Origin of the sequence: Streptosporangium sp. NPDC050855, from assembly GCF_044456585.1 — a bacterium.
Classification (GTDB): domain Bacteria; phylum Actinomycetota; class Actinomycetes; order Streptosporangiales; family Streptosporangiaceae; genus Streptosporangium; species Streptosporangium longisporum.
Window position 1 is genome coordinate 346,613 of the sequence record NZ_JBITFY010000003.1, and the last position, 13,083, is coordinate 359,695.

Below are 13,083 nucleotides of genomic sequence, written 5' to 3' on the forward strand. Positions count from 1 at the left end.
GCGCGAAGGCCCACGGGAGGCGGCCCGCGTTCAGGAGACCCTGTTGCGGAGCGGGACGTCGCGGATGATCGGCCAGGTGAGCGCCAGGCCGACCAGGAGGCAGCCGAGGCCGACGCCCAGGGCCATCGGGACGCTCGGCGCGAGGTCGAAGTCCAGCGCCGAGGTGAAGAACGGCAGCCGCAGGTTCCCTCCGATGGCCGACTCCCCCAGCGCGACCAGCGCGATGCCGAACGGCAGGGAGAGCATCCCGGCGGCCTGCCAGCGGTAGAACGCCGCCGCCATGAGCACCCCGGCGACCATCCAGGTCATCCCCTGGACGAGGTACTCGGCGAAGACCAGCGGCACCTGTGTCGGTGAGGAGAACAGGTGGACGCCCGTCAGCGTCTGCGGCCGGCCGAGCAGGTTGTACAGCAGCGCCTCCAGCAGGTAGCCCAGGGTGATCAGGGCGGAGAACGCGGGCGCGTACAGCACGACGGTGACCGCGGCCTGCGCGCCGAACTCCCTGCGGGTCTGCCCGTGCGCGATGTAGAGCGGGAGGAACTCCCTGATCAGCGAGACGCCGATGAACAGGGCCAGCCAGCGGGGGATCTGCGTGGCGACCTCCCACCCGCTGATCCTCAGCGTTCCGAAGATCGCCACACCGATCGTGATCAGCGCGACCAGTACGTAGAACCCCGCCCACATGAAGGCGGTGTAGATCAGGGGGGCGCCCAGAAGGCGGCTCGGGAATCTCATCGGACCTCTCCGGCGGGCTCGGTGGGGACGGGGGTGGTGAGGGCGGCGGGGTCGGGGTCGGTGAGGCGGACGAACAGGTCCTGCATGGCGATCGGGCCGAGTTCGAGCCCGGCCTCGGCGGCCTTGCGGCGCGAGGTCTCGTCGAGGTCGCCGTAGACCATGGCCACCTTGGTCGGGCCCAGCCGGTCGGTGTTCAGCACCGTCAGCCCGGTGGTGAAGGCGTCGACCGCGGCCACCGGCCCGGTGACCGAGGTGCCCCGCGCGAGCAGGGTCTCGCTCCGCTCGTGCAGGAGCAGCCTGCCCTGATTGATGATCAGGACCTCCTCGAACAGCGAGCTGACCTCTCCGATCAGGTGGGTGGAGAGGATGATCGTGCGCGGGTGCTCCATGTAGTCGGCGAGCAGGGCATCGTAGAAGGCGTAGCGGGAGGGGGCGTCCATCCCGATGTAGGACTCGTCGAACATGGTCAGCGGCGCCCGCGAGGCCAGCCCCACCACCACCCCCAGCGCCGACCGCTGCCCTTTGGACATGGCCTTGACGTTCGCGTTCCGCTTCAGCTTGAACCGGTCCATCAGCGCGTGGGCGTACTCCGCGTCCCAGTTCGGGCGGAGCCACTCGGCGAAGTCGAGCGCGTCCGCGGCGGTGCCGATGTCGACCGTCTCGCCCGCGTCGCGGATCAGGCAGATGTCGCGGGTGACGTCCGCGTTCTCGAACACGGGCCGCCCTCCGACCCGTACCGTGCCCCCCGACTGCCTGCGGAAGGCGGCCAGCACCGACAGCAGGCTGGTCTTGCCCGATCCGTTGCGTCCCAGGAGGCCGTATATCTTGCCGCCGTCGAGGGAGAACGTGACATCGTCGACCGCCCTGACGGTTCCGTAGTCCACTCTCAGTCCGTCGGCCACGATGTTCATGCGTGCTCCTCCAGCTCGTTGATCCGCTTCACGATGTCGGTCAGGGGGATGCCGATCACTTTCGCCTCGGCCACCATCGGTGCGACCACCTCGGCGAAGAAGCTCTCCCGCCGCTGGGTCCTGAGCGCCTCCCGGGCGTCCGGACTGACGAACATGCCGATGCCTCGTTTCTTGTAGAGAACGCCCTCGTCGACCAGCTGCTGGAACGCCTTGGCCGCCGTGGCGGGGTTGATCCGGTAGAAGGCGGCGTACCGGTTGGTCGACATGACCTGGTCGCCGCCGCTCAGCGTCCCGTTCAACACCTCGGTCTTGATGCGATCGGCGATCTGCCGATAGATGGGACTTTGATCATCGAACATGAACACCCGCTTAGCTGGTTCATTACTCTTGTAATGAACCATAGGAGCGAAGAAGGTGTCCGTCAACACCGGCCGCCGGAAGGAAGGCCGACGACGGCCTTCGCGGCTGACGGACCTGGGACGACGCACCGAAAGACAGGGGCGGAAGGTACGGGAGACCCTCCCGCGGAGCCGCCTCGCTTCCGGATCTATGGGAGCTTTGTGGTCCGCTCCCCCGCGGAGACCTTCCGACGGACGCGTTCCGGCAGGACACGGTGACCGAGCGTGACCGGTCGCTCCGCTCCGCTACCGACGGGTAATCCCGCTCTCCCGAGGCTTTGGGGTCCGATGGCCGACCCGGGCGGGCTCGCGTGCCTACCGTGGAGACAGGTCCCGCGCCGTACCCGCGTCACCCTCGATGCCGGTACGGCGCTCCGCAGGCTCGGGCATCGCCCGGGGCGCCACCGATTCGACATGGGGTGGTCCGCCATGACCAGACTCAGCAACGTTCTCGCGGCCGGGGCGATGGCGGCCTCCGCCCTCGTCGCGCCCGTCACCCTGCCGGCCACGTTCACCGCCGCGGGCACCGTGGCCGCGGCCGACTCCTCCGCCCAGGTCTCCGCCCAGAAGCCGTGCAGGAAGAAGAAGAACCCGGACAGGTGCCGTGCCAGGCGCGGCCAGGACGGCGACGGCGCCCGCCAGGGCACCGGCAGCGGCGCCCGCCGAGGTACGGCGGGCGGGGGCGCGAGCGGTACGGGAAGCGGCACCGGCAACATCAGCGACGGCATCAGTGACGGCATCACTCCGGGACGCGGACCGGCCGGAGGGATCGACAACTGACGGAGGCCGGAGGACGGCCCGTCTCCCGGGGCGGCGCACGACGGCGACCACTACGGCGGTGCCGAGTTCGGAACACGTGCGCCTTTACAAAGTAATATCACATCGTCGAAGGGCCCCGCCCTCGGAAAAAACGGAGAAATCACAAGAAAGGGTCGCGGCTTCGCGCTGCAGGACGGCGTGTCCGGCGCGGTGCATCACCGCCCGCGCTCGCGCGCCGTCCCCGCCCGGACGCCCCTGCCCGGACGCCCCTGCCCAGGACGTCCGTGCCCGGGACGTCCCCGCCCCCGGACGTCCATGCCGGACGCGAGGGGCGGGCCCGTCCTCTTCCCGCGGCGACAGTGCCACCACCTGGCGGTCGGCCTGTCGTCCCCATGACGCCGTCGCCCTCATGCCCCTGTCGTCCTCATGACGCCGCCGAGCGGGCCGTCACGATCTCGGGCGTCGCCCGTCACCGCAGCAGGGGCGACCCGGCCTCGTGCGCGTCGACCAGCCGCTTGGGCGCCGTCAGGCACCAGGCCTCGGTGACGAGCTCGAACAGCTCATCCGCCTCGATCTTCGCGAGGTGCACCACGACCCAGCCGAACTGGCCCGCCGTGAACTGGGCCTCGAACACCTCCGGCCGCTCCGCGACCAGCGCGACCTGCTCCTGGATCGTCGCCTTGAGCCCGACCGTCGCCGTCTTCTCCCACAGGTAGCCGAAGCCCTTCCCGTGCACCTTCAGGGAGACCCACTCACCACCGTCGCTCTGCACGACCTCGGGCAGCTCGTTCAGCATCTCCAGGAACTCACCGACACTCACAGCCATGGCCAACTTCTACCAGGATGCCCCGACATTTTCACCGTACCGTCCACCATCTGCGGGAAGACGCCGCCGCGTCGACGGCGTGGACGCGCCGTCCCGCGTATGACGCCGCACGTGGACCCCCGCGTCGGTGGTCGGCACGGTGGTGACGGCATGGCGGGTCTCGTCCGCGTGCGCCGCCGGGACGGTGCGCGGTCACCGCTCAGGCCGCTGCAAGCGCAGGATCTGGAGACGCAGTTCTCGCTCGCGATGCTCGCGCCGCTGCTCACGGCGTAGTTCCGCTTCCCCCGCGCTCTCCCGGTCCCGGCACGCCCGGATCTCCCGGAACTCGTACAGGATGACGCGGGAGACCAGGACGGCGCCGGCCGCGACGGCCATGGGCACGCTCACATGACCGGCGAAGAGCAATACGACAACGGCGATGAAACCCATCCACGCCAGGGCTTTGGCGGCGATTTCCAGCGCTTCGATGTGCTCTTCGAATAGTGACATCCGTTACTCCGATGCCGTCGTGGGAAGTGGTGCTCTGCCATAAGAGGAATGACCGAAATATCAGTCTCTTTGCCGTGTACGGCCATGTCCGCGGCGGGAAAGCGCGATACCGAGCGGGTACGGGACTTGCCGACTCAGACGATCAATACCTACTGTGGTATGCGACTTTTTCCTTCATCGCGGGGCCCTGTAAAGGAACGGGGGTGGCGTGGCCGAGCGGATGGTGCCCAATCCCCGGCGTGAGCGGCTGAGACAATTGCTCGTCGAGGCCGAGGACAGGGCTCACGAGGTTCGGCAGGCGTACCAGCGCGCCTCCTCGGCGATGCGGTCGGGAAAGGTGTGGACGGGGCCGACGGCCGCCACCTGGACCACCGAGCTGGAGGACCGGCACCACCGGCTGGGACGACTCGCCCAGAACGTGGTGGACGCGGTCGAGGAGGAGCTGCGCCGCCAGCCTCCGCTGGTGACCGAGAGCGAGGCGAACGCCATGCGCCGGGAGATGGCCGGACGCACGTGACCGTCACGACCGCGAAGGAGAACGCTCCATGGCCTCCGCCTCCGAGTTCTGCGGCATCGACCCCGAGGGTATGGGCGAGCTCGCCACCTCCCTGCGCGGCGCGGCCGACCGGCTGACCGCGTTCAGCAGGGAGTTCGACGAGAAGCTCGGCCGGTACGGGATCGCCACCCCCGCGCTGCGGGAGATCGCCGACATCGCCGACTGGGCCGGGACGCAGGTCTCCATGCTGCACGGCCGGATCGACCTGATCAGGACCCTGGGCGCCGGCGCCCCGGAGCTCGGTGGGGCGGGCGGCACGGCCTCCATGGCGGCCGGCGGGCAAGGGCTCGTCCGCCTTCCCGACGAGCTGAAGGGCTTCGAGGTCGCCCGGGGCCTGGCCTCCATGTACGGCGAGGACATCCTCGTGCACCACGGCGGTGAGCTTCAGGCCGCGCTCATCCACGAGCACGCCGACGAGATCGCCCAGCTCGCCGACAACCCCCAGGCCGCCGCCGCTTTCTTCGCCCTGCTGTCGCCCAAGGTCCGGGACGCACTGCCCAGCATCATCGCGGCCACCGGCAGTAAGACCGCCAAGCAGGACCTGGGCGCTTTCAGCAAGGCTCTCGGAGCGGCACTGCGCGCTCCTTCCCTCGTCCCGGCGTTCGCCGAGGTCAGGAACGACCTCGTGAAACCGGTTGAAGGCAAGGTCACCGCGTGGAACCGACTCGCGCTGCTCAGCCGCGCCAACGCCCCCTCCTCCGTCCGCAGCGCGGCGGCCCGTTCCCTGGTTCTGGACGAGTTCGCGAAGAAACCCGGACAGGACTGGCGCGCCGGATCCCTCGGCAGCAAGGAGTACGGCCTGCCTGACGATCTGGTCGCCATGGGTTTGGAGGTGCTGGCCGGAGATGGCGCGGCGGTCCGGAACGCTTTCTCCGCAATGGGCGACAAAGACACCACGCTCAGCCAGGTCGACACAATGAAGCTGTTTCTCAATTACGCCAAGGGGGTGGGCACGGGGGACGAGGTGGCCGACGCCTTCGGCCGGGCGATGGAGTCGGGAACCGAGGCCACGACCGAGAAGGCCGGTCAGCACAGTCCGGCCGCTGCCGCCTTCGCCTTCGACGCCATCCGTGCAGCCGCCGCCTTCGGCGCCGACCTGCCGAAACCCGCGAAGGGCTCCATGGGGGTGATCGCACAGTCGTACGTCCATGAGATGGTCTCGGGCGGACGCTTCGACAGAGCCGCCGACCGCCTCTCTGGTATGCAGATTCCCAAACATTGGGAAGCCTTCCCCGGGGTGACCCCCGCGTTCTATCTCAGTTCCGGCGACACCTATCAATTCATGAAAACCTTTATCGGTGAAAACAAGACCGCCGACGCGTTCGACTCGACAGTGGCGAAGCTCCGTCATGAAACCTTGCTGGCCGCTGCCCGCCTAGACGCGCAGGGCAACACTGACTACTTCCGCGATATTGCAATGATGTTCGGCGATTTCAGCAGCATCTCATTCAAGGCGGCAAAAGACGTACTCGGCGAAGAAGACGCCGTCGCCGACTTGGCCCGCGACTTCGTTAAAAATACTTTTGGCTTCATGCTTGGTGGGGTAGCCGTCGTGCAGCCGGTCGCCGAAGTCGGCTGGGAGCTGACCCAGGCTTACATCGTCAGCACCGCATCAGACTTCTGGGCCGATAGTTTCGAAACGCAGGTCGAAGCGGCCACGGACAGCCGAGCTGACCTGTCTAAACGTATGAAGTATGAGATGGCTTACCTTCTTCACAGTGGCGGCTACCCGGCAAGTGAGCCTCCCGCTGAACTTCTCAACACGAAAACTGGAGCCCTCAAGACATACGAACAGCTTACGATCGAGGCTAAGAAAGGAGCCACTGACGACAAGAAGTGGGAACAGGTGCTTCAGGAAAAATTGAATGCTTACGAAAACTGGATGGACGGCAACGCAGACCTCGACAAAAAAGCCGAGCACTCTTCGCGGTTCCAAACCAGCGATCTGGCTGAGAATTTACTGAAGATTCAGAACTGACACTGGCGACTCTCTCATCGCGGCAAACAGGCGGTCTGTGCGTATATCCGCCAAGTCGGAGCCTCCGGTGCCACATAAACATTTACTACAACACCCACCTCCTTACTCCCATGAATGAACCGCCCCTCTTGAGCATCTGCCTGGCTGATATCGTACTCCACTTTGTAACCGAGGATTCGGGACAGAGTGTTCTCCATAACTCTTTGGGCTTTATCCAGACGAGAGTCCTGTGATTCGTCAGCATGTTCCTCGTCAGCCGTTGCCCGCAATACTCGCTTAACTTTCTCTCCCCCACAAGGAAGATCCTTGTCTGGACGCTGCACGATGCGTAGATTCATGAGCGGATTTTTGAAGACGTCATCGGTCTCCAGGCGTCGCACGTCCTTCTGCAACTCCGCTGCCGCATCCTTCAGGGAGCGCTCGGAGGAACACCCCGAGGTCGCCATCATCAGCATCAGGCCGACGGCAAGCGACCGGGTGAAGCGCATTTAGAACCTCCAAGGGCAGCGGAAGCTGGGATGTGTCAATCCTTACCCACCCGGCGCGTCGCCGCCACATCCTTTCCATATCCGTCTGTCACCGATGGTGGCTGTCTGAGTCGATCCGTCCATTCGGGTGACGGGATCGTCCCGCGCCGGTCATGTCGGCGGCCTCGGATCGAGAACGTCATCCAGTGTGAAGCGCGCACCCCTGAGAGGTGGCGGGGCCATGGTCACCGACCCACCATGTGAGCGGTTTCCGATGTTCGTGGCTCAGGCGCGAAAAAGCGGCGTCATATTCATCCGTGAGTTGTTCTGTTCACTTGGGAAGGTCATACGCTCATTTCTCCATTGAGGCGCCGTAATGAGAATCTTGCGCTTAGAATGCCTTCCCAGTAGTTGGTCGGCGACTGGTTTGGTAATCCAGGTCAACACAGGCTATGACAGCCGTCGGCATGTCCACCGAATTCCGCGATGCCGACCAAAGAAATGTCCACTTTTTCTAATTCGGGAGGAAATGCGATGGACGAGGCGCCGTCTCTCGACCCCGGGTCTCCCCGTGTGCGGTTCGGTGCCGAGATGCGCCGGTTGCGGGAGGCCGTGCAACTCTCGCAGTCCTCCGTGGCCGCCCGGCTGGGGTGCACGCAGACGCAGATCAGCCGTTTGGAAGGCGCCAGCCGCACCCCGTCGAAGTCCGATGCCGAGAGGCTGGATCTGCTGTTCAAGACGGCCGGCGGCAACGCCTTCACCCGTCTTCGGGAACGTATCCTCGCCCAGCCCGGCGGACCGATCTGGTTCCAGAGCTGGGTCGAGGAGATCGAGCCGGCCGCTCTCGCCCTACGGTCCTGGGACCCTCTCCTCATCCCAGGACTTCTCCAGACGGAGTCCTATGCTCGGCATATCTTCGCTCAAGCACCACAGATCACCCCCGACGAGGTGGAAGAACGGGTCCAAGCTCGTATGAACCGGCAGTGGGTTCTGAGTCGGGAAAATCCTCCCACCCTCATTGCGCTCGTCGACGCGAACGTCTTCCGGCGCAAGGTCGGTGGAGACGAGGTGATGTACGAACAGCTCAGTCATTTACTCAAGATCGCTCACAGGCCGACCGTTTACATCCAAATCGTTAGCCCGGAATGCCTCACGGGCCTGATGGGCGCCTTCACGATCGCCGAACTTCCAGACGGGCAGCCGGGTGCCGTTCATGCAGAATCATCAGCGGAAGGGCAGATCATGACCGATCTTGCTTCTGTGACAACGGCATGGAAGCGCTATGAGGCGATACGACTCTGGGCCTACCCTGAGCACATGTCCCTCAGAATGATCGAGGATGTGAGGCAGGAATGGACCCGAGCAACGCGGTGTGGCGGAAGTCGTCGCGTTCCGGAGACAGTGGTGGTCAGTGCGTCGAGGTGGCCACCAACCTGCCCGGCCTGGTCGCCGTACGCGACAGCAAGAACCCCGACGGCCCCAAACTGCTCCTCACCCCCGCCACGTGGACGTCCCTCATCACCAGCATCAAGACCGGCGCGTTCTGAGAGGACCGGAACGGGGAGCAGGCCGGATCAGACGTCCTCGCCGGTGGCGCGCAGTGCGGTCAGCAGCGCGAGCGGGGTCGCCGCCGCCCAGGCCTGCGGCGAGGAGGCGTGCGGGTAGGGCACCGGCACGGGGTGCTCGTCGAGGCCGTACCCGGCCAGGACCTCCGGCAGGCGCCAGTCGTGCAGGGCCGCGGCGAGGATCAGGCCGCGGGCGACGGTGCCGGCCTGTTCGGCGAGGCCGCAGCGGGCCAGGCCGAGGGCGATGACGGCGTTGTCGTGCGGCCAGATGCTCCCCCGGTGGTAGGAGAGCGGGTGGTAGGGGGCCTGGCCCGAGGCGAGCGTACGGATGCCGAACCCGGAGAAGAAGTCCGGCCGCAGCAGCCGCATGCCCACCGCCCGTTCCTGGTCCGGGTCCAGGATGCCGGACCAGAGCAGGTGGCCTGCGTCGGAGGCGAGCGTGTCGACCCGGCGGTCCCGGCCGTCCAGGGCGAGGGCGGGGAAGCCGTGCTCGGGCATCCAGAAGTCGCGGTGGAAGCGGGCCCGCAGGCCGGCCGCGGCCCGTTCCAGGCGATCCGCCTCGGAGGCGTCCTTCCACAGCGTACGGGCGAGCCGCGCCGTGCGGACCAGGGCGTCGTAGGCGTACCCCTGCACCTCGCAGACGGCCAGGGCGCCCTCGGCCTGGCGGCCGTCGGGGAAGCAGACGGCGCCGGCCGAGTCCTTCCAGTTCTGGTTGACCAGGCCGCCGCCCGCCGCGTCGGAGGTGTAGCGGAGGTAGCCGTCCTCGCCGAGGCCGCCGTCGCGGAACATCCACTCCACCGCGGCGCGGGCCTGCGGCTCAAGGCGCAGGGCGAGCGACGCATCGCCGGTGGCCGAGGCGTGCGCCTCCAGCAGCACCAGGAAGAGCGGGGTGGCGTCGATGCTGCCGTAGTAGCGGCCGTAGGGGACCTGCCGGAAGTGCGCGAGCTCGCCGTGCCGTACCTCGTGCACGATCCTGCCCGGTCGCTCCAGGCGGAACGGGTCGTCCCGCGTTCCCTGGACGGCGGCCAGCGCGAGCAGCGTGTCCGCGGCCAGGGCGGGCCGGTAGGGCAGCGCGAAGAGCGAGGTCAGCAGCGCGTCGCGGCCGAACAGGCAGAGGAACCAGGGGATCCCGGCCGCGGGTACCCGCAGCGCCTCGCCGTCGGGGCCCGTGACGGGGATGCGCAGTCGCGCCAGGTCGGTCAGGCCCTGCTCGCAGGCGCGGGCCAGCTCCTCCCAGACGGTGAGGTCACGAGGGCGCGGGTGGGCGTTCACGAAGTCGCCGGTGTCGGCCCGGATCCGCTGCCGTACCTCGCCGGGAGATCCGGGCGGGGACGGCTCCGGCAGGCCGTGCGGGACGGCCAGCGCGGTGAGCGCGAGCTCGGCCGTGCCGTGGGCGGGCAGCTCGAACCGCCAGGTCAGCACGCGGGCCGTGCCACCACCCCCGGCGCCACCCCCGGTACCGTCGCCGCCCTTCCCGCCCTCGTGACCGCCCTCGTGACCGCCGGCACCGGCCTCGCTTCCCTGACCGTCCCCGGTGCCCTGCCGGGCGGTGCCGCCGGTGGCGCCCCCGTGGCCGCCTCCGGTGGTGTCGGGGACGCCGATGCGGTGCGGCCGGGGTGAAGTGGTGACCGTGGTGCGCGAGGACCAGTTCTCGCCGCGCCGGTGGTGGAAGACGAGACCGTCCGGGGTGTCGTGCACCGCGCGGTGCGCGTCGGGCCTGGGATAGGCGCGGTCGTCGGCGCGGAGCTCGAACTGGTCGGCGAAGTCGGCGTCGACATGGAGTTCGAGCTCCACGACGGTGGGTTCGCCCTGGTTGTTCACCAGCCGGAGCCGTTCGGTGAGGGCACCCGGGGCCACCGCCTGCCGCCGGAACAGGGTGCAGGCGGGGGGCAGGTCGCGGGTGCCGGGCGGGGTCAGTACGCACTCCTCGCCGGAGGAGGTCAGCAGGGTGGGCGTGGCTCCGTTCACGGTGAGCGACCATCGGCTCAGGTGCCGGGCGTCGCGGACGAACAGTCCGTCCGTCGAGGCGCCCCGGGTGCCGTGGACGTCCCCGCGGTCGGTCACCGCGGCGAACGTGCCGCCGCCGACGAGCAGCCGGCCGGCCGTCACCGCGCCGCCCCCGCTCCCCCGCGCGTCGTCGACGCCCCGTCGCCGCCGGTGTCCCGCTCCTCGGCCTCCTCGACGTCCTCGATCTCCTCGACGTCCTCGACGTCCCGTTCGTCGACGTCCCGTTCGCCGGAGTGCAGCAGGTCCAGGGCCAGGGCCGCGGTCCAGGCGAAGCGCCGGATGCCGCGCCCCTGCCCCGTGTACGGCTCCAGGTACTCGGCGAACCCGGTGCTGCCCGCCGCGGTCAGGATCTGCGTGCGCAGGACGCGGGCCGACCCTGCCCGGCCCTGCCGGACCAGGCCGCGGTAGATCAGCCAGGCCGTGTTGAACCAGCTGGGCCCGCGCCAGTAGCGGTTGCCGTCGAACTCCTCCGCGGTCAGGTCGTAGCTGGGCACCAGGTGCACCTGGCCGAGGCGGAAGCGCGGCCCGTGGGCGGTGCGCAGCAGGGCCGCCGTCACCCGCGCGGGCAGGCCGGGGACGATCAGGGGGACGAGCCCGGACACGCCGTACCCGCCGATGGGTTCGCCCGTCAGCAGGTCGCGGGCGCCGAAGACGCCCGCGGCCGGGTCCCAGAGCCGGTCGACGAGGGCGGCGGTCGTCTCCTCGGCGCGGCGCAGGTGCGCCCGCGCGTCCGCCGGATCCGCGCCGATCGTCCGGGCGATCGCGGCGAGCGCGTGCTCGGAGGCGATGAGCAGCGCGTTGAAGCAGGGGTCCTCGACGGCGAAGGCGTGCGGGGTGCGCGCGTCGTCGTAGTCGTGGTCGCGGTAGACGCCTGCCAGGCGCACGTACCGCGCGTAGTCCAGGTCGGTGGGGCGGTCGGAGGGCGAGCCGTGGGCGAGGTCGGCCCTGCGGAAGGAGTGCGGTGGCGCGGGTTCGACCCTGGCCAGGGCCGCGTCCCAGTATGGGCTGTTGTCCAGGCCGGGCTCCCAGGGGTGCACGACCGCGGCCAGGCCGCCGCCGCCCAGGTCCCGCCGGGTGGCCAGGTAGCGGTGCCAGGCGGCCAGGCGCGGGTAGATCCGCGGCAGGAAGCCGCGGCGCCGCGACTCGGCGGGGTCGGCGAGGTGCACCTGCCAGGCGGCCAGCGCGTGCACGGGCGGCTGGACGATGCCGGAGGTCTGGACGGCGCGGGGGGCGCCTGCGGCCCGGCCCGCGGTGGAGGAGCGCCAGAAGTCGGGGCTGGGGAAGTAGGCGTCGAGCGGCACGGCGGGGTTGAAGACGATGTGCGGGATGCGACCGTCGTCCCACTGCGCGCCCAGCAGCGTCTCCAGCTCGCGCTGGGCGCGGCGCGGGGCGACGTGGCGCAGCCCGATGGCGATGAACGCCGAGTCCCAGCTCCACTGGTGCGGGTACAGCGCGCGCGAGGGGACGGTCGCCGCCCCGGTCCAGTTGTCGAGCAGGACGTGGGTGGCGGCCTGGCGCAGGGGCGTCCACCGGCCCCCGCCGGGAGGGGGCGTCTCCAGGATCGTGGTCATCCGGCCACCCGCTGCGAGAGCGACGGGATCGCCCGGCGCAGAAAGGACGGGATCGCGCGCACGGCCTCGGCCGGGTCCCCTGCGAGCCGGCACTCGACGGCCAGGTGGCCGTCGTAGCCGATGGCGTCCAGCGCGCCCAGCCAGGCGGGCCAGTCCAGGTGCCCGGCGCCGGGCTGGAGCCGGTTGGAGTCGCTGACCTGGGCGTGGCCGATCAGGGGCCCGGCGGCCAGGACGGCCGCGGCGGGGTCGGCCTCCTCGATGTTCATGTGGTAGCTGTCGATGCCGATGCGGACCGAGTCCAGGCCGACGGCGCGGATCAGCTCGGCGGCCTGTTCCAGCCGGTTGACCATGTGGTCCTCGTAGCGGTTGAGCGGTTCGAGGAAGAGCGTGACGCCCTCGCCGCGGGCGTGCTCGCCCAGCTCGGCCAGGCCCTTCAGCAGGATCTCGCGGTCCTCCTCCTCGTCGCGCGGCGGGTCGAACGGGGGCAGCCGGCGCGAGAACATGCCGTAGGAGGCGGGGGTCTGGGCGCCGAGGCCGCCGAGCTCGGCGATGACGGAGAGCTGGGACTTCATCTGCTCGACGGCGTCGCGGCGCAGGTCGGCGTCGAAGGCTCCGAAGAAGTGCGGCATGTCCACGCATACGGTCGGCATGACGACGCCGTCGGCGCGGGCGGCGCGCAGTTCGGGGAGCCGGTCGCGGAAGGCGTGACCGCCCTTGCCGCGCAGTTCGATGGCGTCGTATCCGGCGCCGCACGCGAACTCCCACTTGCGCTGCAGTGTCTCGCCGGGAAGCAGCTGCTCCTGGCAGGCGATGCTGAACAT

General features: G+C 69.0%; 13 protein-coding genes and 1 pseudogene. 5 read left to right on the plus strand and 9 right to left on the minus strand.

What is annotated here, in order from left to right:
• Positions 1 to 30 precede the first annotated feature (30 nt).
• From ACIBCT_RS09540 to ACIBCT_RS09550, 3 genes are read right to left on the minus strand one after another with little or no spacing between them, the layout of a single operon-like run.
• On the minus strand, positions 31 to 735 hold the full coding sequence (locus tag ACIBCT_RS09540; RefSeq protein ID WP_399186944.1) for a hypothetical protein: 705 nt from the start codon (positions 733 to 735) through the stop codon (positions 31 to 33).
• Positions 732 to 1,646, minus strand: coding sequence for an ATP-binding cassette domain-containing protein (locus ACIBCT_RS09545; RefSeq protein ID WP_399186945.1), 915 nt, complete (start codon positions 1,644 to 1,646; stop codon positions 732 to 734). The genes ACIBCT_RS09540 and ACIBCT_RS09545 overlap by 4 nt, the downstream gene beginning before the upstream one ends.
• Positions 1,643 to 2,005, minus strand: coding sequence for a GntR family transcriptional regulator (locus ACIBCT_RS09550; protein WP_399186946.1), 363 nt, complete (start codon positions 2,003 to 2,005; stop codon positions 1,643 to 1,645). The genes ACIBCT_RS09545 and ACIBCT_RS09550 overlap by 4 nt, the downstream gene beginning before the upstream one ends.
• A 468-nt stretch (positions 2,006 to 2,473) precedes the next feature.
• On the opposite strand from ACIBCT_RS09550, the gene ACIBCT_RS09555 reads away from it, so the two are divergent.
• The gene (locus tag ACIBCT_RS09555) at positions 2,474 to 2,824 is read left to right on the plus strand and encodes a hypothetical protein (RefSeq protein ID WP_399186947.1); all 351 of its coding nucleotides are present in this window, start codon (positions 2,474 to 2,476) and stop codon (positions 2,822 to 2,824) included.
• Positions 2,825 to 3,272: 448 nt separating this feature from the next.
• Here the strand turns inward: ACIBCT_RS09555 and ACIBCT_RS09560 are convergent, their stop codons facing one another.
• Positions 3,273 to 3,629 carry an MmcQ/YjbR family DNA-binding protein gene (locus ACIBCT_RS09560; RefSeq protein WP_399186948.1) on the minus strand — a complete coding sequence of 119 codons (357 nt, stop codon included), beginning with the start codon at positions 3,627 to 3,629 and terminating at the stop codon, positions 3,273 to 3,275.
• A 192-nt stretch (positions 3,630 to 3,821) separates the two neighbouring features.
• A complete protein-coding gene (locus ACIBCT_RS09565) occupies positions 3,822 to 4,118 on the minus strand; it encodes a hypothetical protein (protein WP_399186949.1) in 297 nt (98 codons plus the stop codon).
• A 208-nt stretch (positions 4,119 to 4,326) separates the two neighbouring features.
• On the opposite strand from ACIBCT_RS09565, the gene ACIBCT_RS09570 reads away from it, so the two are divergent.
• Together ACIBCT_RS09570 and ACIBCT_RS09575 are read left to right on the plus strand one after the other, a co-directional pair.
• Positions 4,327 to 4,635: a hypothetical protein gene (locus ACIBCT_RS09570; RefSeq protein WP_344898078.1), complete on the plus strand. Its 309-nt coding sequence runs from the start codon at positions 4,327 to 4,329 to the stop codon at positions 4,633 to 4,635.
• A gap of 28 nt (positions 4,636 to 4,663) precedes the next feature.
• Positions 4,664 to 6,652, plus strand: a complete 1,989-nt coding sequence (locus ACIBCT_RS09575; RefSeq protein ID WP_399186950.1) for a hypothetical protein — start codon at positions 4,664 to 4,666, stop codon at positions 6,650 to 6,652.
• Positions 6,653 to 6,666: 14 nt separating this feature from the next.
• Here the strand turns inward: ACIBCT_RS09575 and ACIBCT_RS09580 are convergent, their stop codons facing one another.
• Positions 6,667 to 7,140 carry a hypothetical protein gene (locus ACIBCT_RS09580; protein WP_399186951.1) on the minus strand — a complete coding sequence of 158 codons (474 nt, stop codon included), beginning with the start codon at positions 7,138 to 7,140 and terminating at the stop codon, positions 6,667 to 6,669.
• A gap of 513 nt (positions 7,141 to 7,653) precedes the next feature.
• Between ACIBCT_RS09580 and ACIBCT_RS09585 the strand changes: the two are divergent.
• A pseudogene (locus ACIBCT_RS09585) lies at positions 7,654 to 8,397 on the plus strand (helix-turn-helix domain-containing protein); the annotation flags it as partial.
• A gap of 74 nt (positions 8,398 to 8,471) precedes the next feature.
• Positions 8,472 to 8,666 carry a DUF397 domain-containing protein gene (locus ACIBCT_RS09590; protein ID WP_399186952.1) on the plus strand — a complete coding sequence of 65 codons (195 nt, stop codon included), beginning with the start codon at positions 8,472 to 8,474 and terminating at the stop codon, positions 8,664 to 8,666.
• Between the two features lie 27 nt (positions 8,667 to 8,693).
• On the opposite strand, the gene ACIBCT_RS09595 is transcribed toward ACIBCT_RS09590, so the two are convergent.
• The 3 genes from ACIBCT_RS09595 to ACIBCT_RS09605 are packed head-to-tail and all read right to left on the minus strand — an operon-like array spanning position 8,694 to position 13,083.
• Complete coding sequence (locus ACIBCT_RS09595) at positions 8,694 to 10,793, minus strand: glycogen debranching N-terminal domain-containing protein (RefSeq protein WP_399186953.1); 2,100 nt, start codon at positions 10,791 to 10,793, stop codon at positions 8,694 to 8,696.
• The gene (locus ACIBCT_RS09600) at positions 10,790 to 12,262 is read right to left on the minus strand and encodes an MGH1-like glycoside hydrolase domain-containing protein (RefSeq protein ID WP_399186954.1); all 1,473 of its coding nucleotides are present in this window, start codon (positions 12,260 to 12,262) and stop codon (positions 10,790 to 10,792) included. The genes ACIBCT_RS09595 and ACIBCT_RS09600 overlap by 4 nt, the downstream gene beginning before the upstream one ends.
• Complete coding sequence (locus ACIBCT_RS09605) at positions 12,259 to 13,083, minus strand: sugar phosphate isomerase/epimerase family protein (RefSeq protein WP_344898092.1); 825 nt, start codon at positions 13,081 to 13,083, stop codon at positions 12,259 to 12,261. The genes ACIBCT_RS09600 and ACIBCT_RS09605 overlap by 4 nt, the downstream gene beginning before the upstream one ends.